General features: G+C 33.8%; 26 protein-coding genes and 2 pseudogenes. 16 read left to right on the top strand and 12 right to left on the bottom strand.

The window, feature by feature from the left end; genetic code table 11:
- Positions 1 to 34 precede the first annotated feature (34 nt).
- The 6 genes from PNO30_RS00340 to PNO30_RS00315 all read left to right on the top strand — a co-directional run bounded on the left by PNO30_RS00340 (position 35) and on the right by PNO30_RS00315 (position 4,841).
- Positions 35 to 799: a dihydroorotate dehydrogenase electron transfer subunit gene (locus PNO30_RS00340; protein WP_271986699.1), complete on the top strand. Its 765-nt coding sequence runs from the start codon at positions 35 to 37 to the stop codon at positions 797 to 799.
- A 9-nt stretch (positions 800 to 808) separates the two neighbouring features.
- Complete coding sequence (locus PNO30_RS00335; RefSeq protein WP_102170187.1) at positions 809 to 1,723, top strand: dihydroorotate dehydrogenase; 915 nt, start codon at positions 809 to 811, stop codon at positions 1,721 to 1,723.
- A 14-nt stretch (positions 1,724 to 1,737) separates the two neighbouring features.
- Positions 1,738 to 2,436 (top strand): orotidine-5'-phosphate decarboxylase, encoded by a 699-nt coding sequence (gene pyrF / locus PNO30_RS00330; RefSeq protein ID WP_271986698.1) that lies wholly within the window; start codon positions 1,738 to 1,740, stop codon positions 2,434 to 2,436.
- A gap of 34 nt (positions 2,437 to 2,470) precedes the next feature.
- Entirely contained in the window at positions 2,471 to 3,085 is a 615-nt protein-coding gene (gene pyrE, locus PNO30_RS00325; RefSeq protein ID WP_271986697.1) for an orotate phosphoribosyltransferase, read from the top strand.
- Between the two features lie 185 nt (positions 3,086 to 3,270).
- On the top strand, positions 3,271 to 3,504 hold the full coding sequence (locus PNO30_RS00320) for a DUF1858 domain-containing protein (RefSeq protein WP_271986696.1): 234 nt from the start codon (positions 3,271 to 3,273) through the stop codon (positions 3,502 to 3,504).
- Positions 3,504 to 4,841, top strand: a complete 1,338-nt coding sequence (locus PNO30_RS00315) for a DUF438 domain-containing protein (RefSeq protein ID WP_271986695.1) — start codon at positions 3,504 to 3,506, stop codon at positions 4,839 to 4,841. The genes PNO30_RS00320 and PNO30_RS00315 overlap by 1 nt, the downstream gene beginning before the upstream one ends.
- 58 nt (positions 4,842 to 4,899) lie before the next feature.
- Here PNO30_RS00315 and PNO30_RS00310 read toward each other — a convergent pair whose 3' ends face one another.
- Both PNO30_RS00310 and PNO30_RS00305 read right to left on the bottom strand, forming a co-directional pair.
- Entirely contained in the window at positions 4,900 to 6,501 is a 1,602-nt protein-coding gene (locus PNO30_RS00310; protein ID WP_271986694.1) for a hypothetical protein, read from the bottom strand.
- 2 nt (positions 6,502 to 6,503) lie between these two features.
- Positions 6,504 to 7,247: an ABC transporter ATP-binding protein gene (locus tag PNO30_RS00305; RefSeq protein WP_271986693.1), complete on the bottom strand. Its 744-nt coding sequence runs from the start codon at positions 7,245 to 7,247 to the stop codon at positions 6,504 to 6,506.
- Positions 7,248 to 7,656: 409 nt separating this feature from the next.
- Here PNO30_RS00305 and rpsL point away from each other — a divergent pair, with 409 nt between their 5' ends.
- From rpsL to PNO30_RS00265, 8 genes are all read left to right on the top strand, one after another.
- Entirely contained in the window at positions 7,657 to 8,076 is a 420-nt protein-coding gene (gene rpsL, locus PNO30_RS00300) for a 30S ribosomal protein S12 (protein ID WP_003146927.1), read from the top strand.
- A 47-nt stretch (positions 8,077 to 8,123) separates the two neighbouring features.
- Positions 8,124 to 8,594, top strand: a complete 471-nt coding sequence (gene rpsG, locus PNO30_RS00295; RefSeq protein ID WP_003144697.1) for a 30S ribosomal protein S7 — start codon at positions 8,124 to 8,126, stop codon at positions 8,592 to 8,594.
- 101 nt (positions 8,595 to 8,695) lie between these two features.
- Positions 8,696 to 10,771 (top strand): elongation factor G, encoded by a 2,076-nt coding sequence (gene fusA, locus PNO30_RS00290; protein ID WP_271964855.1) that lies wholly within the window; start codon positions 8,696 to 8,698, stop codon positions 10,769 to 10,771.
- A gap of 123 nt (positions 10,772 to 10,894) precedes the next feature.
- A complete protein-coding gene (gene tuf, locus PNO30_RS00285) occupies positions 10,895 to 12,082 on the top strand; it encodes an elongation factor Tu (protein WP_271964854.1) in 1,188 nt (395 codons plus the stop codon).
- 565 nt (positions 12,083 to 12,647) lie between these two features.
- Positions 12,648 to 13,157 carry a hypothetical protein gene (locus tag PNO30_RS00280; protein WP_271986692.1) on the top strand — a complete coding sequence of 170 codons (510 nt, stop codon included), beginning with the start codon at positions 12,648 to 12,650 and terminating at the stop codon, positions 13,155 to 13,157.
- A gap of 70 nt (positions 13,158 to 13,227) precedes the next feature.
- Entirely contained in the window at positions 13,228 to 13,959 is a 732-nt protein-coding gene (locus PNO30_RS00275) for an alpha/beta hydrolase (protein ID WP_271986691.1), read from the top strand.
- 207 nt (positions 13,960 to 14,166) lie between these two features.
- Positions 14,167 to 15,243: an ABC transporter permease gene (locus PNO30_RS00270; RefSeq protein WP_271986690.1), complete on the top strand. Its 1,077-nt coding sequence runs from the start codon at positions 14,167 to 14,169 to the stop codon at positions 15,241 to 15,243.
- Between the two features lie 7 nt (positions 15,244 to 15,250).
- Positions 15,251 to 15,925: an ABC transporter ATP-binding protein gene (locus tag PNO30_RS00265; RefSeq protein WP_271986689.1), complete on the top strand. Its 675-nt coding sequence runs from the start codon at positions 15,251 to 15,253 to the stop codon at positions 15,923 to 15,925.
- 520 nt (positions 15,926 to 16,445) lie between these two features.
- Here the strand turns inward: PNO30_RS00265 and PNO30_RS00260 are convergent.
- Both PNO30_RS00260 and PNO30_RS00255 read right to left on the bottom strand, forming a co-directional pair.
- The gene (locus PNO30_RS00260; RefSeq protein WP_001291561.1) at positions 16,446 to 17,663 is read right to left on the bottom strand and encodes a tyrosine-type recombinase/integrase; all 1,218 of its coding nucleotides are present in this window, start codon (positions 17,661 to 17,663) and stop codon (positions 16,446 to 16,448) included.
- A gap of 81 nt (positions 17,664 to 17,744) precedes the next feature.
- On the bottom strand, positions 17,745 to 17,948 hold the full coding sequence (locus PNO30_RS00255; protein WP_000814511.1) for an excisionase: 204 nt from the start codon (positions 17,946 to 17,948) through the stop codon (positions 17,745 to 17,747).
- Here PNO30_RS00255 and PNO30_RS00250 point away from each other — a divergent pair.
- Positions 17,932 to 18,183 carry a hypothetical protein gene (locus PNO30_RS00250; protein WP_001845478.1) on the top strand — a complete coding sequence of 84 codons (252 nt, stop codon included), beginning with the start codon at positions 17,932 to 17,934 and terminating at the stop codon, positions 18,181 to 18,183. The two genes, PNO30_RS00255 and PNO30_RS00250, sit on opposite strands and share 17 nt — an antisense overlap.
- Positions 18,184 to 18,408: 225 nt before the next feature.
- Here PNO30_RS00250 and PNO30_RS00245 read toward each other — a convergent pair whose 3' ends face one another.
- Together PNO30_RS00245 and PNO30_RS00240 are read right to left on the bottom strand one after the other, a co-directional pair.
- Positions 18,409 to 18,639: a helix-turn-helix domain-containing protein gene (locus PNO30_RS00245; RefSeq protein ID WP_000857133.1), complete on the bottom strand. Its 231-nt coding sequence runs from the start codon at positions 18,637 to 18,639 to the stop codon at positions 18,409 to 18,411.
- Positions 18,636 to 19,058, bottom strand: coding sequence for a sigma-70 family RNA polymerase sigma factor (locus PNO30_RS00240; protein WP_000804885.1), 423 nt, complete (start codon positions 19,056 to 19,058; stop codon positions 18,636 to 18,638). The genes PNO30_RS00245 and PNO30_RS00240 overlap by 4 nt, the downstream gene beginning before the upstream one ends.
- 504 nt (positions 19,059 to 19,562) lie before the next feature.
- Between PNO30_RS00240 and PNO30_RS00235 the strand changes: the two genes are divergently transcribed.
- Complete coding sequence (locus PNO30_RS00235; protein WP_001227347.1) at positions 19,563 to 19,916, top strand: helix-turn-helix transcriptional regulator; 354 nt, start codon at positions 19,563 to 19,565, stop codon at positions 19,914 to 19,916.
- Positions 19,917 to 19,975: 59 nt separating this feature from the next.
- Here PNO30_RS00235 and PNO30_RS00230 read toward each other — a convergent pair whose 3' ends face one another.
- The 6 genes and pseudogenes from PNO30_RS00230 to PNO30_RS00205 form a co-directional block, all read right to left on the bottom strand.
- On the bottom strand, positions 19,976 to 20,143 hold the full coding sequence (locus PNO30_RS00230) for a cysteine-rich KTR domain-containing protein (RefSeq protein WP_000336323.1): 168 nt from the start codon (positions 20,141 to 20,143) through the stop codon (positions 19,976 to 19,978).
- Between the two features lie 118 nt (positions 20,144 to 20,261).
- Positions 20,262 to 22,179, bottom strand: a pseudogene (tet(M), locus tag PNO30_RS00225) (tetracycline resistance ribosomal protection protein Tet(M)).
- Between the two features lie 15 nt (positions 22,180 to 22,194).
- Positions 22,195 to 22,311, bottom strand: coding sequence for a tetracycline resistance determinant leader peptide (locus PNO30_RS00220; protein ID WP_001814923.1), 117 nt, complete (start codon positions 22,309 to 22,311; stop codon positions 22,195 to 22,197).
- Between the two features lie 244 nt (positions 22,312 to 22,555).
- Entirely contained in the window at positions 22,556 to 23,488 is a 933-nt protein-coding gene (locus tag PNO30_RS00215; protein ID WP_001224318.1) for a conjugal transfer protein, read from the bottom strand.
- Entirely contained in the window at positions 23,485 to 24,486 is a 1,002-nt protein-coding gene (locus PNO30_RS00210) for a lysozyme family protein (protein ID WP_000769868.1), read from the bottom strand. Before PNO30_RS00210 ends, PNO30_RS00215 begins: the two co-directional genes overlap by 4 nt.
- Positions 24,483 to 25,205, bottom strand: a pseudogene (locus PNO30_RS00205) (YtxH domain-containing protein); the annotation flags it as partial. The gene PNO30_RS00210 and the pseudogene PNO30_RS00205, both read right to left, overlap by 4 nt.
- Positions 25,206 to 25,301 lie beyond the last annotated feature (96 nt).

Below are 25,301 nucleotides of genomic sequence, written 5' to 3'. Positions count from 1 at the left end.
TTTTTTCCCTTCTTCTTACAGAAGGAGCATTTGGATGGATACTTATTTAGCAACAGTAATCAGTAATGAACAAGTAGCAGATAAAATATTTAGAATTGAACTACAAGGAGATGTAGTTAAAGAAATGAATACACCAGGACAATTCGTAAATATTAAAGTAAGTAACAGCTATGAGTTTTTATTAAGAAGACCAATTTCAATTTGTGAAATTAACAAAGAAAAAAATACATTTGTGATGGTCTACAGAGCAGATGGAGAAGGTACTAAAAAGATCTCAGAATTAGAAGCAGGTAATTTAGTAGACGTATTAGGACCATTAGGAAAAGGATATGATGTTTATACGCTAGAAAAAGGGCAAACTGCATTGTTAGTAGGTGGAGGAATTGGAGTTCCACCATTATATGAATTAGCAAAGCAATTTAGAAAACAAGGGGTAAACACTGTACATATTTTAGGTTTTAATAATGTGAAAGATGTGTTTTATGAAGAAAAATTTGCAGAGCTTGGTACAACTTATGTTGCTACAGCTGATGGAAGTTATGGAGAAAAAGGTTTTGTTACTGATGTTATAAAAAATTATGAAGTTGACTATGATAAGTATTATAGTTGTGGTCCATTTGCTATGTTAAAAGCATTAACTAAGATGGATGAAGAAAAGATGGGGTATATTTCTTTAGAAGAGAGAATGGCCTGTGGAGTAGGTGCATGTTATGCATGTGTTTGTGAAAAAATCGATGGTTCGATCTCACGTGTATGTTATGATGGACCAGTATATGATTCGAAAGAAATAGCATTATAGGAGGAATTTATGAGCGAAAGATTACGAGTAAAATTACCAGGGTTAGATTTAAAAAATCCTGTAATGCCAGCATCAGGATGCTTTGCATTTGGTTTAGAATATGCTAACTTTTATGATCTAAGTAAACTTGGCGCAATCATGATTAAGGCAGCGACTAAAGAACCACGTTTTGGAAATCCTACACCACGTGTGGCTGAAACTTCTAGTGGAATGTTGAATGCAATAGGTCTACAAAATCCTGGGGTTCATGAGATATTAGAAACTAAATTAAAAGAATTAGAAAAATATGATGTTCCTATTATTGCTAATGTTGCGGGAAGTGAAATAGATGATTATGTCTATGTAGCAGAGCATATAAGTAAAGCACCTAATGTTCATGCATTAGAGTTAAATATATCTTGTCCTAATGTAAAACATGGTGGGATTCAATTTGGAACGGATCCAGAAACAGCCAAAAACTTAACTAGAAAAGTTAAAGAAGTATCTAGTGTACCTGTTTATGTGAAACTTTCACCTAATGTTACCGATATTGTAGCCATGGCAAAAGCTGTAGAAGAAGGTGGAGCTGATGGTATTACAATGATAAATACTTTAGTAGGTGTAAGGCTAGATAAAAAGACTGGAAAACCAATTATAGCGAATGTAACTGGAGGACTTTCTGGACCTGCGGTGAAACCTGTAGCTATAAGAATGGTTTACCAGGTGAGCCAAGCTGTAAACATTCCTATTATAGGTATGGGAGGAATTATGGATGAGTGGGATGTAATTGACTTTATCTCTGCTGGAGCAAGTGCGGTAGCAGTCGGTACAGCGAATTTTGCAGATCCATATGCCTGTCCAAAAATTATTGATAAATTAGAAGCGGCACTTGATGAACTAGGAGTAGAACATATACTAGAACTACGTGGTCGTGCATATAAATAAAAAGGAGAAATATTATGAATAAAGATGTAATAATAGCGTTAGATTTTCCTACTTTGGAATACACTTTAAATTTTTTAGAAAAATTTGGTGAAGAAAAATTATTTGTAAAAGTAGGGATGGAATTATACCTACAAAATGGACCTGTTGTTATTGAAAAAATTAAAGAATTAGGACACAAGATATTCTTAGATCTTAAACTACATGATATTCCTAATACAGTTTATGGTGCGACAAAAGGATTAGCGAAATTCAAAGTTGATATTCTTACTGTACATGCTGCAGGAGGCTATGAGATGCTAAAAGCAGCAAAACGAGGAATGGTAGAAGGTGGTAGTGTAGATACTAATGTAATAGCTATAACACAATTAACTTCGACATCAGAAGAAGCGATGAAAGAAGAGCAGTTAATATCTGTATCTCTAGAAGAGAGTGTAATTAATTATGCTAAACTAGCTAAAAAAGCAGGACTTGATGGAGTGGTTTCATCAGTTTGGGAAGCAAGATTAATTAGAGAAAACTGTGGAGATGACTTCTTAAAAGTAACTCCAGGAATAAGATTAGAAACAGATGAAGTAGGAGATCAAAAACGTGTAGCAACTCCAACTGTTGCTAACGAAGAAGGAAGTACACATATTGTAGTTGGTCGTTCTATAACTAAATCAGAAAATCCACTTGAAGTTTATAACTTAATTAAAAAACAATTCGTAAAATAATATTAGACATACAGCTAAGATAAAGGAGAAAAACATGGCATTAGAAAGAAAAATAGCAAAACACTTATTAGATATTGAAGCAGTAGCATTAAGACCAAATGATTATTTCACTTGGACATCTGGAATTAAATCACCAATTTACTGTGACAACAGAATTACAATGTCTTATCCAGCGATTCGTCGTGAAATAGCAGCTGGTATGAGTGAAGTAATTAAAGCTAAATTCCCAGAAGTAGAAGTAGTTGCGGGTACTGCAACAGCAGGTATTCCTCACGCTGCATGGGTAAGTGAAGTATTAGATTTACCTATGATTTACGTGAGAGATTCAGCTAAAAAACACGGGAAAACAAATCAAATCGAAGGTAGATTACTAGAAGGGCAAAAAGTTGTTATTATTGAAGACTTAATCTCAACTGGATTATCTTCATTAAAAGTAGCTAAAGCGTTAGAAGAAGCTGGTGCAGTAGTTCTAGGTGTTGTGGCAATATTTAGTTATGAACTTAAGAAAGCACAAGATGCCTTTGCAGCAGATAAAGTAGAGTATCACACATTAACTAACTATAACTACTTAATCGAAGAAGCTGTAGCAAGTGATTATATCAAACAAGAAGATGTAGAAAAACTTCTTGAATGGAGAAATAATTTATAATAAAAGTTCTTTATCGGATTGAGATTAGTTCCAAGGAAATAAAGTATATAAAGTAATATTAAAGATGTAACTTAGAGAAAATATTTAAGTTACATCTTTTTATATTATCATTTTAATTTGATAGCGATTATCAGTGGCTTATGATATAATTATATTAATAATATAAGGTAGTGAGGTAATGAGAAATGGATAATATTATTGATGTGAGTATACCAGTTGCACAAGTTGTTGATAAACACCCAGAAGTATTGGATATTTTAGTAGATTTAGGGTTTAAGCCTTTAGCTAATCCGATTATGAGAAATACTGTAGGTAGAAAGACTTCACTTAGAATGGGTTCGAAATTGGCAGGAATTAAACTTGAAACAATTATTGCTACATTAGAAGCTAACGGATATGAAGTAGTAGGACTAGAATAATGGCTACAAAGAGAATTGAAGTTTTACGCGATATATTATTACGACTTCATAATGGAGAATCTGCAGAGTCGGTACAGGCGGAGTTTAATGAGCATTTTTCTGGAGTATCTGCTATTGAGATATCTTTAATGGAGCATGAGCTTATGAATTCAGATTCTGGCGTAACTTTTGAAGATGTTATGAAGTTATGTAATGTACATGCTAATTTGTTTAAAGGTGCGATAAAAACTGTAGAAGTTGAAGATAGTGAGCATCCAGGACATCCAGTTCAAGTGTTTAAACAAGAAAATTTAGCTTTAAGAGCCGCGATAATAAGAGTTCGACGAATTTTAGACAATTATGCTAAGCTCGATGATGGTGATATAAAAGTAGCAGTTTTAAAAGGATTGCTTCGTCAGTTGCAATTGTTAGGGCAATTTGATATTCATTATAAACGCAAAGAAGAACTTATGTTTCCTATAATGGAAAAATATGGTCATGATGCACCACCTAAGGTTATGTGGGGTGTTGACGATGAAATAAGAGATTTATTTAAACTTGCTAAAGAAGAAGCGGAAAAACTACCTAATGTAGAGATAGTTGTCGTTAAAGAAAAATTTGAAGTTTTTGTTAAAGAATTTGAGGAAATGATCTTTAAGGAAGAGTCGATTCTTCTGATGATATTATTAGAAACATTTACTCAAGACGATTGGTTGAGTATAGCAAAGGACAGTGATGCTTACGGTTATGCAATAATTCGACCTCAAGAAGAGTGGATTCCTCATAGAGAAGATTTTGAAATGCAAATTACTAGCGTTGATAGTGAAGTAATAGAAGCTACAGAAGGGGAATTAACGAAAGTAATACAAACTCCTGAAGGAGAGTTTACTATTACCTATAAACCGAAAGAAGTTAAAAAAGAAACTTTCAATAGAGATACACCTCAGAAAATTGGAAATGGTTATCTATCATTAAATCAAATTGATTTGATATTAAATCATCTGCCAATGGAAATTACCTTTGTTAACAAAGAGGAAATTTTCCAATATTATAATAACCATTGTTCAGAAGAAGAGATGATTTTTAAGCGTACGCCAGGACAAGTAGGTAGAAATGTAGAACTATGTCATCCACCTAAGTACCTAGAAAAAGTTAAAACTATAATGAAAAACTTACGAGATAGAAAAAAAGATAAGTACGAAATGTGGTTTAAATCAGAATCAAGAGGAAAGTTTGTTCATGTTACTTATGCAGGTGTTTATGATGAAAATGGTGAATTTCAAGGAGTATTAGAATACGTTCAGGATATAGCTCCTTATAGAGAAATAGACAGTGATTATTATAGGGGAATAGAATAAGATAAAAGCGAGATAGACTCAAAAATCGATTTTGTTGAGTCCCTCTCGCTATATTTTTTTATGAATATATTTTATCGAATACATTTTTTCTTAATTTTCTCGTTGCAAGAATCAACAATATAATTAGTATTAGAGAATATATTATTCCTACTATATTTGCTGATGATGGCAGCATAGCAACTAAGAAAAATGTCACGACATTAAGTAGTACTAATAATAAAATAGCTCCGAAAGCTAAAATAGTTAATAGGACTTGATTTATCGAACTACGATTAGCTAAATCTGTGATAGTGTTCCAGTTTAGATATAATTTTTTATAGTCGCTTGTATAACTATAGAATGAAAAAACAATACTTGAAATAATATAAGATATTATTGTTACAATTGCTAATAAGATTGGTGTTTTAGTTATAATTAACATCATAATCAGAGCAAGTAATCCAAAACCAAGTTGTAAACAAGTGGCGATTGCTAATTTGATTTTTAGGTATTTTTTGAAATCAAAAGGAAGAGATTTTAAAAAATAATAGTCTTGTTTTTCTAGTGATATTGCTATACTTGTAAAATTCATAGGATTAGAATTAATGTACAATGCTAATGTAAATCCTATAGTCATAGCTACTGGATAGAATATAGGTGGTAGTGTAATACCCCCGTGCTTTCTAATTTCTATAATCGGAATTATAAATATACCAAGTGTGATAAGAAGATTAGTAAATACAGTTGACGAAATTGTACTGTTTAACAATAGTTTTACATTTCTCTTAATTAGTTTAGAAAATAGTGTAGTTGATGTACTATTAGTATTTTCTTTAATTTTTATAGTTTTAGAACTAGATGTATATGTACTACCTGATATTCTATATAAGTCTTTCATATATTTTTTTACTACGAATACATAAGTAGTAAAGAAAGAGATAACTGCTAGAATTATAGTTATTATTAAATAAGTATAAGTCTTTGAAATATCTAACACGAGTATATTTAAAAATAAATCTCCTTTATATTCAGAACCAATATTTTTAAAAGTATGAGCAAACTCAAATATCCCCCCCGTGAAAACTATCAACGCAATCAAGATTGTAGCTGCATTAACTTTTCCTTTATTCTTCTTGAAGTTTGGGATATAAGTAATAAATGAAAGTATCGTCATTATAGAACATATTAAAGTAATAATAAATGCAAAACTATATACTAATACGAAGAAAAGTTTTTGAATTGAAAACTCTGCATTTAATCCAATAATCAAGTTTATAACTATTAATGGAATAAAATTACTTATAACTAGTGTAAGTAGAGTGAACAATTTACTAAAGAATATCTCAGCCCCTGTAATTGGTAAATGAATAATTGCTAATGTATCATCACTTTCATAAAACATATTGGTAAAATTATTTAAAATTTGGATAAATACCATTAATAAAATAAAGAAAAGTATACTCCTATAACCCGATCCAGAAAAGTTAAAACCACGAGAAAATATTGAAAATACAAATAAAATATTTAAGAAATTGACCAAATTCATCATTAAAACATTTCTAAAAAGATTATGTCTTATATCACTTTTTCCACTGAATTTTTTTCTATATTTATTTCTTTGTGGAGGAAAACTATAAAGAAGATTCGTTAAGAATAATTCCTTCATTACATTGAATCTCATGTTTAATCACCACCTAAAATATTTGAATTTGAATTTTTTACTATATTAAGATAAATTTCTTCAAGATTATCTCCTTCAAATTGTTCTTTAAGCTCATTAAGTGTACCGATAAAAACTAGTTTTCCTTTGCTGAGGATACCTATTCTGTCGCATAGATGTTCAGCGACCTCCAAGACATGAGTAGAGAATAGAACACTGTTCCCTTTTGAGGCATGTTCTTTCATTAAGTTTTTTAAGTCAAATGCAGCTTGTGGATCTAATCCAGTCATTGGTTCATCCATAATCCAGAATTTAGGTTCTGATAATAGGGCACCAATAACAAATACTTTTTGCCTCATACCATGAGAAAAAGAACTAATTTCCTGATGCTCAACGCCTATCATATTAAATAATTTGCAGTACCTGTTAAGAGTTTCATCTCTTGTTTTATTATCTATTTCGTATATGCTAGCGACTAATGACCAATATTCAAAGGCTGATAATGTAAGAAACATATCAGGTGAATCAGGTACATAGCCAATTTGCTTTTTACACGCTAATCTATTATTTTTTAAAAGTAGATTATTAAAATATATATCACCCGAAGTAGGCTCTAATATACTAACTAGAGATTTGATTGTAGTTGACTTACCAGCTCCATTATGCCCGATAAGCCCGAATATCTCCCCATCATTGATTGTAAAACTTAAATCATCAACAGCACACTTTGTATCAAATTTTACGGTAAGATTTTTAATTTCTATCATAAACATCCCTCCATATATCTTTATATAGTTATATTATACATGTAATCGTTTTAATCAACAAGAGTATAATTTGGTTATTTCTATACAAATAATAAATTTTTAAGTTGGAAATGAAACGCCTGGAATAGTTTATTAAAAATACTGCTGTGATACACCTGGAAGTGTTTATTTATATTTTTTAAATGATACACCTGGTTAAGTGTAAAAATAGAATATGATAATAGCAAGTGAAAAAAGATATAAAAATTTTTTAAAAAAGTGTTGACAAGAAAAAATAAAAGTGGTATTATTTAGTACGTGAGTGTTACGGCACTCTGTGTAAAGCCACTAAGGCTTATAAAAAATCTAAAAATGTGATACACCTGGATAGGTGATTCACAAATAAACAGGGAAGGAGGAAATCAGGAAAATGCCAACTATTAACCAATTAGTTCGTAAACCTCGTAAATCAAAAGTATCAAAATCAGATTCACCAGCACTTAACAAAGGTTACAACTCTCAAAGAAAGAAAGAAACTAACATTTCTTCACCACAAAAACGTGGAGTTTGTACTCGTGTTGGGACTATGACACCTAAAAAACCTAACTCAGCTTTACGTAAATATGCACGTGTTCGTTTATCAAACCAAATCGAAGTAACAGCATATATCCCAGGTATCGGACACAACCTACAAGAACACAGTGTTGTACTTATTCGTGGAGGACGTGTAAAAGACTTACCAGGGGTACGTTACCACATCATCCGTGGAGCTTTAGATACTGCAGGAGTTAACGACCGTAAACAAGGACGTTCACTATACGGTGCTAAAAAACCAAAAGAGAAAAAATAATATAAGATAAAAATTTGATAAAGAATTCGTGAAAGGAGGCAGACACTATGCCACGTAAAGGTCCAGTTGCAAAACGTGACGTTTTGCCAGATCCAATTTATAACTCAAAATTAGTTACAAAATTGATTAACAAATTAATGCTAGATGGGAAACGCGGTACAGCTCAAAGAATTTTATATTCTGCGTTTGATTTAATTAAAGAAAAATCAGGACGTGATGCTATGGAAGTTTTCGAAGAAGCATTAAACAACATTATGCCAGTTCTTGAAGTTCGTGCTCGTCGTGTTGGTGGTTCTAACTACCAAGTACCAGTAGAAGTACGTGCTGAAAGAAGAACTACATTAGGTCTACGTTGGTTAGTTAACTATTCTCGTTTAAGAGGAGAAAAAACTATGGAACAACGTTTAGCTAATGAAATTTTAGACGCAGCAAATAACACTGGTTCAGCTGTTAAGAAACGTGAAGATACTCACAAAATGGCTGAAGCAAACAAAGCATTTGCTCACTATCGTTGGTAATTATAGGGTGAATATCAAGCTATTTTATAGCTTGAGTTTTTCACTATAAAAGACAAATTACTCAAAACATTTAAAATTTTATGAAAGGAGAAAATTGACTCATGACTAGAGCATTTTCTTTAAAAGATACTCGTAATATCGGTATCATGGCTCACATTGACGCAGGTAAAACAACTGCTACAGAGCGTATTCTGTTCTACACTGGGAAAATCCACAAAATCGGAGATACTCACGATGGTAACTCACAAATGGACTGGATGGAACAAGAACAAGAACGTGGTATCACTATTACATCTGCTGCAACAACTGCTCAATGGAAAAACCACCGTATCAACATTATCGATACACCGGGACACGTAGACTTCACAGTTGAGGTTGAACGTTCACTTCGTGTACTTGATGGATCAGTAGCAGTATTAGATGCACAATCAGGTGTTGAACCACAAACAGAAACAGTTTGGCGTCAAGCTACAACTTATGGAGTTCCTCGTATCGTATTCGTAAACAAAATGGATAAAACAGGAGCTGACTTCCTATACTCTGTAGGAACAATCCACGACAGATTACAAGCTAACGCACACCCAATTCAACTTCCAATCGGAGCTGAAGATTTATTCGAAGGTGTAATCGACCTTGTTGAGATGAAAGCTATCTACAACGAAGGTAGCGTTGGGGAAAATCTTGTTGAAAAAGAAATCCCAGCTGAATACCAAGATCAAGCTGAAGAATACCGTGAAAAACTTATCGAAGCTGTTGCAGAATTCGATGAAGACTTCATGGAAAAATACTTAGGTGGAGAAGAAATTACAATTGATGAGCTTAAAGCTGCAATACGTAAAGCTACTTTATCAGTAGAATTCTTCCCTGTAGTATGTGGATCAGCCTTCAAATATAAAGGTGTACAACCAATGCTAGATGCAGTAGTAGAATACCTACCATCTCCATTAGACGTACCAGCTATTAAAGGTATCGATCCAAACACTGATGAAGAAGTAGAAAGACACTCTTCTGATGAAGAGCCATTCTCAGCATTAGCTTTCAAAGTTATGACTGACCCATTCGTAGGGAAACTTACTTTCTTCCGTGTGTACTCAGGTATCTTGTCATCTGGTTCATACGTTAAAAACTCAACTAAAGGTAAACGTGAACGTGTAGGACGTATCCTACAAATGCACGCTAACACTCGTAACGAAATCGCTGAAGTTTACGCTGGTGATATCGCTGCAGCTGTTGGTCTTAAAGATACTACAACTGGGGACACACTTTGTGACGAGAAAAACGAAGTTATTCTTGAATCAATGGAATTCCCAGAACCAGTTATCCAACTTTCAGTTGAACCAAAATCAAAAGCTGACCAAGATAAAATGTCAACAGCTTTACAAAAATTACAAGAAGAAGACCCAACATTCCGTGCTGGAACTGACGAAGAAACTGGACAAGTTATCATCGCAGGTATGGGTGAGCTTCACTTAGACATCATCGTTGACCGTATGCGTCGTGAATTTAAAGTTGAATGTACAGTAGGTGCTCCAATGGTATCTTACCGTGAAACATTCAAACAAGCTGCACAAGTACAAGGTAAATTCACTCGTCAATCTGGTGGACGTGGACAATACGGGGACGTATGGATTGAGTTCACTCCAAATGAGCCAGGTGCAGGATTTGAATTTGAAAATGCTATCGTTGGTGGGGTAGTTCCACGTGAATACATCCCAGCAGTAGAAGCAGGATTAAAAGACTCTATGGCAAACGGGGTATTAGCTGGATACGAATTAATCGACGTTAAAGCTAAATTATTCGATGGATCTTACCACGATGTCGATTCATCTGAAATGGCGTTCAAAGTTGCTGCATCATTAGCTCTTAAAGAAGCTGCTAAAAAATGTAACCCAGTAATCTTAGAACCAATCATGAAAGTTGAAGTTGTAATGCCTGAAGAATACTTAGGAGATATCATGGGAGATATCACTTCACGTCGTGGACGTGTTGAAGGTATGGAAGCTCGTGGTAACGCACAAGTAGTAAGTGCTTCAGTACCATTATCTGAAATGTTCGGATATGCAACTTCTCTACGTTCTTCAACTCAAGGACGTGGTACTTACTCAATGGTATTCGACCACTACGAAGAAGTACCTAAATCAATTTCTGAAGAAATTATCAAAAAAAATAAAGGATAATAAAAATTATTCTTTATAGTTGCAATTTTCGTTGTAACATTATAAAATATAGTTATCATAGAATGCTATGTGACTAATTATTAAAAAATAAAATTTTATTAACTTGAAGGAGACATTTTTAAAATGGCAAAAGAAAAATTTGACCGTAGTAAAACACATGCTAACATTGGAACAATTGGTCACGTTGACCACGGTAAAACTACTTTAACAGCAGCTATCGCTACTGTATTAGCAAAAACTTATGGTGGAGAAGCTAAAGACTACGCTTCAATCGATAACGCACCAGAAGAAAGAGAACGTGGTATCACAATCAACACTTCTCACATCGAGTACGAAACTCCAAACCGTCACTACGCACACGTAGACTGCCCAGGACACGCTGACTATGTTAAAAACATGATCACTGGTGCTGCTCAAATGGACGGAGCTATTTTAGTAATCGCTGCTACAGATGGACCAATGGCTCAAACTCGTGAGCACATCCTATTATCTCGTAACGTTGGAGTACCAAAAATTGTTGTATTCTTAAACAAATGTGATATGGTTGATGACGAAGAGTTATTAGAATTAGTTGAAATGGAAGTTCGTGAACTATTATCTGAATACGGATACGACGGAGATGAACTACCAGTAATCAAAGGTTCTGCTCTTAAAGCTCTTGAAGGTGACGCTGATGCAGAAAAAGCTATTATCGAATTAATGGAAACTGTAGATGCTTATATCCCAACTCCAGAACGTGATAACGCTAAACCATTCATGATGCCAGTTGAGGACGTATTCTCAATCACAGGTCGTGGTACAGTTGCTACTGGACGTGTTGAACGTGGACAAGTTAAAGTTGGAGACGTAGTAGAAATCGTTGGATTAACTGACGAACCAGCTTCAACTACTGTAACAGGTGTTGAAATGTTCCGTAAATTATTAGATTACGCTGAAGCAGGAGATAACATCGGTGCATTATTACGTGGTGTTGCTCGTGAAGATATCGAACGTGGACAAGTTTTAGCAGCTCCTAAAACAATCACTCCACACACTCAATTCGTAGCTGACGTGTACGTATTATCTAAAGAAGAAGGTGGACGTCACACTCCATTCTTCACAAACTACCGTCCTCAATTCTACTTCCGTACTACTGACGTAACTGGTGTAGTTACTTTACCAGAAGGTACTGAAATGGTAATGCCTGGGGATAACGTATCAATCAACGTAGAACTTATTTCTCCAATCGCGATCGAAGAAGGAACTCGTTTCTCAATTCGTGAAGGTGGACGTACTGTAGGTTCAGGTGTTGTAACTTCAATCGTTAAATAATAATTGAATTGAAACACATAAAGCAAGGTGAATTTCACCTTGCTTTTTTTATATATTAAATATAGATTTACATAATGTTCATATTTAATTAGAGTTATTTGTTAGTTTCAAAATATTATATGTATTAATATTGTATTTTCACTGTAAAATCATTTTTTTTTGTATTTTTATTAGAAAATACGTACTATTTTTAATAATTCCTTGCAGAAAATCTGTAAGAGGTGTATAATATGTTTAAAGGTAGTATAGGGGAAATAATATAATAAATTTAAATAATTTATATATTATTAAAATAAAACCTAATTACTCTAGGGATATTGAGTAATAGTAAAAAGTCGAAGTTAAGAAATTAGCTTCGATTTTTTAAATTAATTATTATAAATGTAGCTTTCAGAATCACGTATAAATATAAGAATAATATTATTTTTTGATATATTATTTCTAAAATTGCTATCATATATCATAGGTTATTAATTTCCTATTGTTCTCATAAAGTAAATAGCTTATAATAATATTACAAGTATATAATTTATCATTATAAGTTATTTAGGAAAAGGAGAAGATTGTGAATACTATAATTTATTTATTAGCGTTGATATTAATAGTCTTATTATTTATTTGTAGTTTAATTATTGTAAAATTTTTTAGAAATAAAGCAATTTGTGAATTATCTACCGGGATTAAAAAAGAGGAATTTATTATCAAAAAAAGTGGAAAATACTCTATTTGGATAAAAGATAAGAGGTATTCTTTTACTAACATTAGAGATTTAAGGATAACTGTTGTTAATAAAAATACTTGTGAAAAAAAATGTCTAGAAGAAGTATTTTATAGATCTAAAGGTCTAGGGGTTATTTGGAGAAGAGTAGAATTTTATTGTTTTCAAGCTGATGAAGGGGAGTATATTATTTCATTTGAAAGTGATGAGAGATTTCGAGAGTCTATTTTTAATACTACTATCCAAGTTCGTAAGTATATATCTTTTTATAAGTTTGTGTTAGTTATTTTCGGAGTTCAGTTTCTCTTATTTATAATTAGTATATTACTAATTATTATTTTAAAAAATTTTAATTAATAAGTTTTAGTATATAATCGTTTATAGTATTTTTAAATAAATTAATTTATTTTAGGAGAAGGAAGAATTAATGAATCAAAAAATTAAAATATATTTTATAGGTGGTTTAGGCAGTAATTATTATTTCGCAAAGGATTTCTTTCAAGAGCTTGAAGTAGAAACTTTTTTTTTAAATCCTTATAAAGAAATAATACAAGATAAAAAAGAACTTCAAAATTGGTTTAATGATGAAGTAAGAGATTGTGAAGATGTTTATCTGATTGGTCATTCACTAGGTGGTGATTTAGCTAGATTTTTAGCATCACGTTGTCCGAAAGTAACTAAACTTATTTTACTTGATGGAGGTTATTTAAATTTAGATGTAATTATGCCTCTTGAAAATGAGATAGAAGCGACAAAAGATTATTTTAGTCAGCATACTTTTTCAAATTTGGAAGAAGTTATAGCTAATGAAAAATCTAAGTCGTATTATTGGTCAGAAAATCTAGAAGAAGCATTAAGAAATTCTTATCGTTATAATAATACTTCTGACAAATTTGAATTAGATTTAGATTTTGAAAAAGTTTCTTATTTACTTAAATTACGTCGAGCTATTAGATCATATCAAAGAAATTTAGAATCAAAAGATGTATTATTTATAGCTCCAGCATATGAGGAAGAACCTGAATGGAGAAAGATATCACTAGATAAACTTCCGAAATATTTTGATGTTGAGTTAGTGGAAAATTGTGGCCATGAGATGTATATGAAGCATCCTATTGAAATTGCTACAATAGTACATAGTTGGATTAATAAAAAATAATTTAATAAATTTATTGTTAATAAAAGAGGTCTTTAGAAAGTCTAAAGGTCTCTTTTAGTAATTTGTAGAGAATATTATTCCACTCAAATAGAGATAATAGATATCCACTATAATTTAATAATTTGACTTTACAAGTTATATTTTATATGCTTAGTATAATGCAATTTATTATTTATGAATAAAAATTTTATATTTTAAGGAGAAAAAATGTTTTTAGCTATTAATGAAATAAAGGATGCTAAGCTCAGGTATAGTCTTATTGTAGGATTACTTACACTAGTTTCTTATTTGATGTTTTTCTTATCTGGATTGGCTTTTGGATTGATTGATCAGAATAGATCTTCTATTGATCATTGGAAGGCAGATACAGTATTACTTTCTTCAGAGGCTAATAGAACTTTAGCTTTATCAAATCTTAAATTATCGAATAAATCATCGTTATCTGCGGATAATGTTGAGCCATTTAGTCAAATAGTTACAATAGCCATGACTGAAAAAAATTCAAATGATGATGTTAAACAGAAAATTAGTATTTTTGGAGTTAATGATGGGAGTTTCTTGATTCCACCGATAATAGAGGGAAGAAGTTTTGAAGCAGAAAATGAAGTAGTGATTGAAAAGAGTTTATCTGAAAAAGAAGGTTTTGCTATTGGAGATACAATTAAAACAGCAAATTCTGATACTGAATTAAAAATAGTAGGTTATACAGAAAAATCTAGATTTAATGTAGCTCCAGTCATATATATGAATATTAATGATTTTCAAGTGTTGAAATATGGTAATAAGAAATCAATTGATAATCCTATAATTAATGCTTTCGTAGTAAAAGGAGAATTAAAGGATTACGACAGCTCTATTTTCCAAAAAGTTAGTATAGCTGATTTTATTAATGAATTACCTGGTTATAGTGCTCAGATTTTAACGTTTGGACTAATGATAGGATTCTTAATAGTGATTTCTGCTATTATTATAGGTATTTTCATGTATGTACTTACTATTCAGAAAACACCTGTTTTTGGTATAATGAAAGCGCAAGGAATCTCGAATGGAATTATTGGAATTTCTGTTTTATCGCAAACATTCTTACTTTCATTAGTTGGAAGTATACTAGGTTTGGTTGGAACATGGGGAACATCACTTGTCCTGCCATCAGCAGTACCATTTTTAGGAAATGGACTTTATTACAGTGTTATATTCGTTAGTTTGATTATTTTTTCTTTAGTTGGAACATTATTCTCTGTTTTAGCTATTAGAAAAATTGATCCATTAAAAGCAATAGGATAGGTATCATATGAATGTATTAGAATTTATAAATGTAACTAGATCATATCAGGATGGAAACAAAGAAATAGAAGCTCTGAAAGAAACCAATTTTAAAATAGAAGAGGGTCAATTTATAGCGATTATCGGTCCATCAGGTTCAGGTAAATCAACTTTCTTAACTTTAGCTGGAGGTTTACAAACTCCATCTAAAGGTCAAATAATTATTAACGGAAAAGATTATACTAATTTGTCTGAGAAAGAAAGAGCAAAGTTACGATTTAACGATATTGGATTTGTTCTGCAGGCATCTAATTTGGTTCCATTTTTAACAGCAAAACAACAGTTAGAATTAGTTGATAGAATAAATAAGCAAAAAAGACAAACACTTCAAGATCAGAAATCTCTATTTAAAGAATTAGGAATAGATCATTTAGAAAATAAATTACCAAAAGACTTATCAGGAGGAGAACGACAACGATTAGCTATTGCTAGAGCTCTTTACAATAATCCGGCAATCATCTTAGCTGATGAACCTACAGCAAGCCTTGATTCAGATAGAGCGTTTGAAGTTGTAGATTTACTTTCAAAAGAGTGTAAAGAAAAAAATAAATCAATTATTATGGTAACACATGATAATAGAATGATTGAAAAATGCGATCATGTTTATCGAATGAAAGATGGTATTTTGACAAAGGAAAGATAATATAAAAAGTGATGATCCCCCAAAAGTCCTAAAATTTAACAAAGTTCATATATGAACTCATAGACGCAGTGGTTTATTGATATCTAAATTCGCTTTATAAAAGCTTTTTAGATATCTAATAATCTGCGCGGAGGTGACTCGATAAAATCGATTTCTATGAAATCACGATTTTGAGTTACTCTCTTTTTTTTTTATTGATAACATTATTATATAAGGTGGTAGCATAATTTTAAGAAGTTTAGATAAATGATTGCATAAAGCACATTAATATACTAATATATATTAGTGTAGAGTATTCTCGTTATATAAAATTTATAAGTAATATATTAACTAATATTTTTAAAATAAACAAAGTATAAATTTCTAATTATCTTTTTATATTTTCTTAAATGCTCGTAAAGCCTTATTCTATGTGCTTTCGAGTATTTTTACTGTAGGAAGATACTTCACGTTTCTTTGCATATTTCCTCATGTCTTAGCTGTCAGAAGTGGTAAATAAGTAGTAAATTCATTTGTACTACTAAGCAACAAGACGCTCCTGTTGCTTCTCTTTATTCAAGCGTTTCATTTCTGCCATTGCAGAATCGAATGTTGCATGTGCGTAATAGTTCAGCGTCATGGCTATATTAGCATGTCCCATAATGTACTGTAATGCCTTTGGATTCATTCCTGCATTTGCATAGTTGGTACAGAATGTATGTCGCAAACTATGTGGAGTGATGTGTGGCAATTTATCCTCGTTATACTTATTGTATTTCTTAACAAGACCTTTCATCATGCCGTTGTAATCACTTGCCACTTTTGGATAGTTCTTTCTATTAAGAAAGAGGAAATCACTATATCCATCAATCTCAACACGCTTATCATTCTTTCGATTCGCTAACACTCGCTTAAATGCTTGATAGGCTTCTTCAACCATAGGAACTTGACGTTCGCCACTTTTGGTCTTTGGTGTTTCAATGTAGTACCCAATTTCAGTATCTCTCAATAGCTGATGGTCTATATTGACAAGACGATTCTCAAAATCTAAATCTGGAAGTGTCAAACCACCAAACTCTGAAATACGAAGACCTGTTTTTAAGAGTATCAGAATTTCATCATAATTTTTGCTGTAGGTTTTATCAGCTTTTGCAAAGGCTAACAGTTTTTCTTCCTGTTCTTCTGTTAGTACGGTCTTAGGGACAGTATCATCATCAAGAACTGCTTTCAGTTGAAAGTCAAATGGATTCTTCCGAACACAATCATCTTGTATAGCAATATAGAATGAAGCCTTTAAAGAACGTTTGTAGTTATTGATGGTTTGATAAGCATAACCATTTTCACTCATTCTAATAGCCCATTCTTTAGCGTCTGATGGCTTAATACTGTCAATACTTCTTACACCTAACTTGTCTTTCTTCAAAATATCCATAAGATATTTGCGTCCAGTTTCAGTGTTTTTTCTAACCTTTGGTCTTTGAGCGTTCTGTTTTGCGTAAAGCTGGCAGAGTGTCATTTTCTTTCCTACAACATCAATACCATCATGAATGTCTTTCTGTAACTCTGCGATTTTCTCTCTAAGTGAGATACAATCACGCTTTCCTGCTGGTACTCGGTCTGTAGCCACAAGTTTCCACGAGTAAACAAATTGCGGTTCTCCAAATGAATCTATATATTTGTATAAGTATCTTCCGTCTTTTCGTTGGCTCTCTCCAGTCTTTAAGATTCGACCTTTATTGTCACGTCTTTTTTCTGACATGGCATTTGCTCCTTTCCTTTATGGAAAGAGCCTTGATACGACTTAATACTATTTTATCATATACAAGACCCTTTGGCGACGCTAGATTGCGTCCAATGTATCTATAATTTTTTCAAATTGTTTTCGTTTAATCTGAATACGATTGCCATTCATAATCAGCCAATTTGCATTTTTATTTTCCTCTGCCAAGCGTCGTAGCTTGTTTTCGCCAATACGAAAATATTTTGACGCTTCTTCAATGGTTAGGGTATAACGTTCCCAAATAGGAATGTCAGTCTGCTTCATAAAATCCTCCTTTCCAAATCACTTATTTGGATTTCATAAAAGTTGTTTTACCAGCAATCGAACAGCTTTAGCAAAGCTCACGGGAGTTCCACCCCTGCATGGTTCTCATGTAGCCATACTCATTGCCTGCGACGGTTTTATCACGCTCGGACTATTGACTGTATGGGAGTATCATTATCACGATAAGAATGTCGTTGCAGGCAATCCTGCTAAAGATTGCTTCTCGGATCACTAACATGAATCGCTCGCTATCTTTATAAGATAGGTCATGGCGGTTAGTTCCGTTGGCTCTTTTCTTATCGAAACGTATTCGATTACTTTTATTCAGTTTTCAAAGAACAATGGCTCGTTAGCCTATCAAAACACATTGAAAGCTCAATATGCTTTGGTGGAATAACAAACCTCCCTGTTCGGGAAGCGTGGAATGGTTTAGCACGCTTCCACGAAAGGAGAGAGGATATTACTTAATTTCAAATGACAAAATCTTTGTAATCAGTCTGGTTTCCATTCTTCCACGTAAGACTTCATCAACGACCATACTTTGATTGCCATATTCATCTTTCATAAGTCGTAGGGAACGCTTCGTTATGTACCCTCTGTAATGATGTAGAATCTGGTTAATCGCTTCGGTATCGCCATCTGTTGCCTTTACAATGAGAGGAAAGGGAATCATAGGATATTGTGTTTTCATTCTTCAAATTCCTCCATAAACTTTTTAATTAAGGCTAGTCCACTGGTTCTATGCCGATAGACAGTAGAACGGTTCAATTTCAACAGGTCTGCAATTTCTGAATCGCTCATGTCCATAAAGTAAAACAGCAGTAGAATTTCACGTTTCTTGTCTGGCAACTCACGTAATGCTTCACTCAACAAATCATTTTCAACGCCTACTGATAACCCATTGAGTGTAAAAATCTGAAAGTCAGTTGAATAGTTATCTGTTGTCGCAAACTGGCTAACAAGATAATCGCCAACATCCGAAAAGGACACCTCACGCTTTGCAATCCTTGAAAGATAAAGCATATAATTCTTTCGCTCGTCTTCCATAGCACGTTTACAGATATAGTCAAACTGATTTTCTATTGTGGTCTGAAAAGAAGATGGTTTCATGTTTCTCACCCCCTTTCTGTCTAGGAAAGGAAGTGAGCCTTGCTCGTTTATCTCCTTTCACTCTTAGTCCCAATGTGAAAGGGGGATTTGTTGCATTACTGATAAATAAACTTTGTAAAAAAGTTCTGAATAGCCAAAAAAGCATATAAACAGATTTATTTCTCTGTTTACATGCTTCTGTTATTCTATCTATATGATTTATAAAACCACATTGGTGGACGTACTTATCTATTGCAGATAGACGACTTTTTTTGACAAGAACCCAATGTAAGGAAATTTATTGTATATGATGTACTTCATGGCGACGTTGACCTCCAACAAACCGCCATTTGGAAGTAATATACAATATTTTAACAGCGTAAATAGCACTACCATATAACGGTTTTTTTTATTGGCGTTTAGTAGTGCTTTTTATTAAATATAAACCTATAAACCATATAACACGTTTTTCTATACCTGTTTTTAATTCAGTAGGGACAATAAAATGTATAGAGGTGGTCTACTATGCGTAAAAAAGAAGATAAATATGATTTTAGAGCCTTTGGTTTAGCCATTAAAGAAGCTCGATTGAAACGAGGTTTAACTCGTGAACAAGTGGGAGCATTGATTGAAATTGACCCACGGTACTTAACTAATATTGAAAATAAAGGGCAACACCCCAGCATACAAGTTCTTTATGACCTTGTATCGTTACTTCATGTTTCCGTTGATGAATTTTTCTTACCTGCTAATAACTTGGTAAAAAGCACCCGACGATTACAGATAGAGAAATACATGGATAGCTTTACAGACAAAGAACTATCCTTAATGGAATCTTTAGCCAGCGGTATCAACGAAGCAAGAAACATCGAAGACTAATTAAAAGAATCCATACATAACGGAAAGAGCCGATAAAATGAGATTGTATTAATCTCATTTTATCGGCTCTGCGTCTTTGCGTCTGGCTCTGTAATCACAGTTACTTTGAACTGCTTTATTTCAATTAAATTTTCTTGTCTGCATTTCGGACAATAGAGGGGGAATTTTTTTAATTCAGTATCTTCCCTTATCTTTAATCGTGTTTTATTTCCACATACAGGACACAATATCCACTTGTAGTTTATAATAACTATCTCCTCCTTTACACTTTAATTCAAATCTTTATTAAAAAATATTTCATCTTATTTAACAAGAAACCATATTTATATAACAACATAAAATACACTAAGTTATTTTATTGAACATATATCGTACTTTATCTATCCGACTATTTGAACGACGGGGCTGGCAAACAGGTTCACCGGTAGTAACATGGTACCCTTTTAACTCTGTTAAACAAACACTACGTCCATTTGTAAAGAAAGTTAAATCACTACGATATTCTTGAATACACCGAGCAGGGATTTCTCCACTAAGAATGACCTCATTATTTTTCAATTGAGTGTCTACGATGTTCGCACAATATTTAGGAGCATCGTTGTATGCTCGTGAAAGATATTCCTGTGGCGCATAAATTTTAAAACTAAGATATGGCTCTAACAATTCTGTTCCAGCTTTTTTTAAGACTTGTTCCAATACAATAGGAGCAAGCATCCGAAAATCTGCTGGGGTACTAACAGGGCTATAGTATAAGCCATACTTAAAACAGATTTTACAGTCCGTCACATTCCAACCATACAATCCTTGTTCACAGCCATAGCGTATCCCCTCCATAACTGCATTTTGAAACGATTGATTTAAGTATCCAAGAGAAACCGAGCTCTCATACTGTACTCCGCTCCCTAATGGAAGCTGTGCTACAGATAGACCAATGGAAGCCCAGAAAGGATTCGGTGGAACTTCGATGTGAATGGTATACTCTGCTTTTTTTAACGGTCTTTCCATATAAATGACTGTAGGCTCTTTTATTTCTATCTCCACATGATACTTTTCTTGCAGCAGAGCACAAGTCACTTCCATTTGTACTTTCCCTAAGAAAGAAAGTATGATTTCATGTGTCGCAGAATCCACATAATATCGCAGAAGCGGGTCACTGTCGGAGATTTCTAAAAGTGCATCAAGTAACATTTCCCTTTGTTGAGGTTTGCTCGGTTCAACAGTCGTTTGCAGCAGAGGGAGGGGATTTTCAATTCTCTCTCTGTGGCAATAGCTTTGTATCTCCAAGAACACTATTTAACTTCAAAAACTCATTCTGCAAAATAACAATTTCCCCGGAATAAGCCTTATCGATTTTACATAATTCACCATTTATTGAAGTATACATTTCTGTAATTTTTATTTTTTCCTTTTCCGATATTCTAACCGAATCTCGCAAATGCAGTACGCCACTATAAAGACGTATATATGCAAGACGCTGTCTTTTTTCCGAATACTCAATTTTGAAAACTTTTCCGCAAAGTTCAGACTGACCTCGATGTGTTGATGAATAAAATTTATTCGTAATCACTTCTATAAGGTTATCAATCCCTATATTGTTTTTTGCACTTCCGTGATAAACAGGGAACAGGGAACAATTATGAAATCTTATGCTTTCCTCTTGTTCGAGTTCCAATGCTTCTAATGATTTACCGGACATATATTTCTCTAAAAGGTCATCGTTTCCCTCTATTACCGTATCCCATTGTTCAGATTCGGTAAAGTTCGTCACACACATATTAGGATACAGTTCTACCTTCTGTTTGATTACAATTTCGGCAGAAAGTTTCTCTTTAATATCCTGATAAACCGTTGATAAATCAATTCCATTTTGGTCAATCTTATTGATAAAAAAGATTGTGGGAATCCCCATTTTCCTAAGTGCATGAAATAATATACGAGTTTGTGCTTGTACGCCATCTTTTGCAGAAATCAGTAGAATTGCCCCATCTAAAACTGATAATGAACGATATACTTCTGCTAAGAAATCCATATGTCCTGGCGTGTCTATGATGTTCACCTTCGTATTTTCCCACTGAAAAGAGGTTATTCCTGTCTGAATTGTAATTCCTCTCTGACGTTCTAAAAGCGTATTATCCGTCCTCGTTGTACCTTTGTCCACGCTTCCTAATTCTGTAATCGCTCCACTGTTATATAATAAGCTTTCTGTTAAGGTAGTTTTTCCTGCATCAACATGAGCTAAAACTCCAATATTAATAATTTTCATGTGATTTTCCTCCATTCAAAAACCCAAAAGGGCATAAAAATCCCAGTGATAAATACTTTTATCACTGGGATTTTTATGCATAACCATAGGCATACAAAGCATACAGATATTCTCCGGATACTTTAGAATCACATGATAAAGGTATTCTTAAACTGGGTACAAAAAACTAAGCCCTCCTAAAAAAGGACATCCAATTATTTGTTCTCACTATCAAATTGACAGTTTATTTAAGAATACCTTGCTGCATATTTATTAACTCCTTTTAAATAGATACTTAAATAATAGCACGTAAGAGCATATTTGTCAAGGAATCTCCAATTTTTTATCAAAGAGAGTACGTGATTACAAAATAGCTGTAATAATGTACCAATATTTGTTATTCTATAATCTTCCAATTACTCCCGTTCTTTTCAAGTACCAAATCAAATTGAGATACCTGCGTTGCTTTGGTCTGCTGGTCGATATACTCCACTGTCAGCGATACCGTGACTTGATTATCCTTACGATTGTGAATAGGATTTACCAGTTCTTGAAAGATGTACTCTTTTCCGATTGGTTTTAATATCCCGTCATTCACATAGTAGGAAAGTTCACTGGCTGTCGCTGTAGGATAGAGCTTGAAGAACGTCGTTAAAAACTCATTGATTTCATTGGTTGTAATGGAATCAACCGTCCCCTCACTTTCAATGGCTTTTGGTTTATAACTTGATTTCTTAGGTATGTTGGTAATGGTCGGATTCTTAACCAGTACCATATTTCCAGAACCATCTACATAGACACTCACTATATAAGCAGAGTGGACGGTCTTTGTATTTTCTCCCTCTGTAATGAGCTGGTCTACACTGTAGGTTACATTAAACTCATTGTCGCCAGTTGGCTCTACCGTCCATATCTGAAATCCTCTTACAGAAGACGATACAGGAATATCTTTGCGTACTGTATCAACATTGAGAGCTTGAAGTTCATCTGTCAGATAGCCTTTTAGACTTTCCATTCGATTATCAATGGACTTATCGGATTGCTCCCATGAATAGTAGACTTTCGCAAAGTTCTCTACAAAATTTTCTACATGATGAGTATCAACGTATTCCTTTTCTATGATAGTTGTTTCGTGAATAGTATGAGTATCTATAGCTGTAAAGTGCTTGAATATCGCAAAGCTGAAACTAAGCCCTAAAAGTACCCACAAGGCAATCACAACCTTTTTATGAGGATTGACCTTATAGACACGAGGTTTCTTTTCCTTTGGTATCTGTTTTTCTTTATTCTGATTTTTTCTAAATTTCATCATTAAATCTTCCTTTCTCATTGTTTGATTCGTCCTGCTCCCACTAAATGCTGTTGCCAGTAGGGGCTTGTTAAGTCGGCATAACCGATTGGGTCGCCTGCATGAAACATACGGTTATTGCCAAGGTATATCCCAACATGAGTAATATAAGAGCCAGCGTTATAGGTAGAATGAAAGAAAACCAAATCGCCAGCTTGTGCTTCCGATAGTGGGATATGCTGGGTCACATCATATTGCTGTTGTGCGGTTCGTGGTAAGTTAATTCCAGCTTTTCCATACGTCCATTGTGTCAGTCCGCTACAATCAAAAGAAGTAGTCGGGGAAGCTCCACCGTAAACGTATCGCCAGCCCTCATATTTCAGTGCTTCGTCCATGATGGCTTGTACCGTATCATCATCAAACTCTGTTGTGACAAGATACTGCGTTACCAGTTGCACATAAAACATATTGCCATAGTTGTATCGCCAGCCCCCATTGATAGGTATGGCTATGGGATTGGGGTAAGACACTTTTTCGCCACCTGAATACTCTTTTGAGAAACTTTGAGCCAGTTCAAAGGTATATTTATTTCCACGATTAGCCACATACCCTAAGAAACCACCACCATAATTGTAGGACTGGATAACCGATTCTAAATCTACACTGAGCCTTTCGCTACTGGCTAATAATTCACTGAAATACTTCACACCTTGCTTAATGGATTCTTCTGTACTCAATGAATTAGGTGGAAGACCGAGGGATTCCGAGGACTGCATAACATCTTCCGCAGTACCGCCCGATTCCACCTGTATAATCGCAAGAAGTATGTTGACATATTCTTCAACGCCATATTCTTTGGCATATTTTTCTACCATAGGCTTATGAGCCAGCACTTCTGCGGAAACATTCACACCTCCATAATGAATATTGGAAATTCCGCTGTCCTGTTCATCTGAAAATAAAATGGCAACAAACAGAAGCAGTGAGAAGACCATCAAGAATAATCCAGAACCACCAATCACTAAAGTTTTCAACTTCATGGTTTCTTACCGACTTTCTTAATGGTGGCGGTTTTGATTGGTGGTCTACTTCTTGTATTTTGTAGTGGTACTCTTTGAACAGTAGACGGACGTTCTTTTGTGATTGGACGTTGTGAAGTTCTATCTGCTGTAGTGGTTGAAGTTGCTGGCTTTTGAACGGTTTTTTCTTGAACGGTATTGCCTTGGCGTTCCACTTTTGGACTTGAAAAATCGGACTTAACTGCTGGACGCTCTTGTTTGGCTTGTTGAGATTCCTTATATGAAGTCTGAATATTAGACTGTTTTGAGGTCTGTTCATCATGATATTGTTCTTGTCTTGTAGTCGGTCTTTCATGAACAGAAGAAGCAGGCTGTTTTTTCTGTTTGACCTGTTCCATTTCAGAGCGACGCTTCGCAATGGTTTTTCGCCTTTGTTCCTGCTGTTCCTTGCGTCCACTGGCTCTGTCCGCTTTGGTTTGAGAAATACTACTGGTTAAATCACGGACATTCTCTTTTACTTTGGATTTTCCTTGATATACTGCATATCTTGCATTGGTCGGCAAATCTTTAACCTGTTCTTTCAAACCACTAGCAGTGTCTACCATTCTGTCTTTGGTATCAGCTACTGTACCGATGGTTTGACCGATACGTTTTCCAAGTGTTGATTTTTCCTTTCCGTCTGGTCGGGAGTGATCTGCTTGTGTCCTTGCAGAACTCCCCGAACCCGACTGTCCTTTTTTAGGTTCTGTTGCAAAGTTTTAAATCTACTATCAAATAAGGTAGAATAATAGAAAAAGATAGCAGGAGGAATGACGATGAATCATTTTAAAGGAAAG

This window comes from Gemella haemolysans, from assembly GCF_028308085.1.
Lineage (GTDB): Bacteria > Bacillota > Bacilli > Staphylococcales > Gemellaceae > Gemella > Gemella haemolysans_D.
The sequence above is the reverse complement of the archived record's forward strand: the minus strand, read 5'-3'. Positions and strand labels throughout refer to the sequence as shown.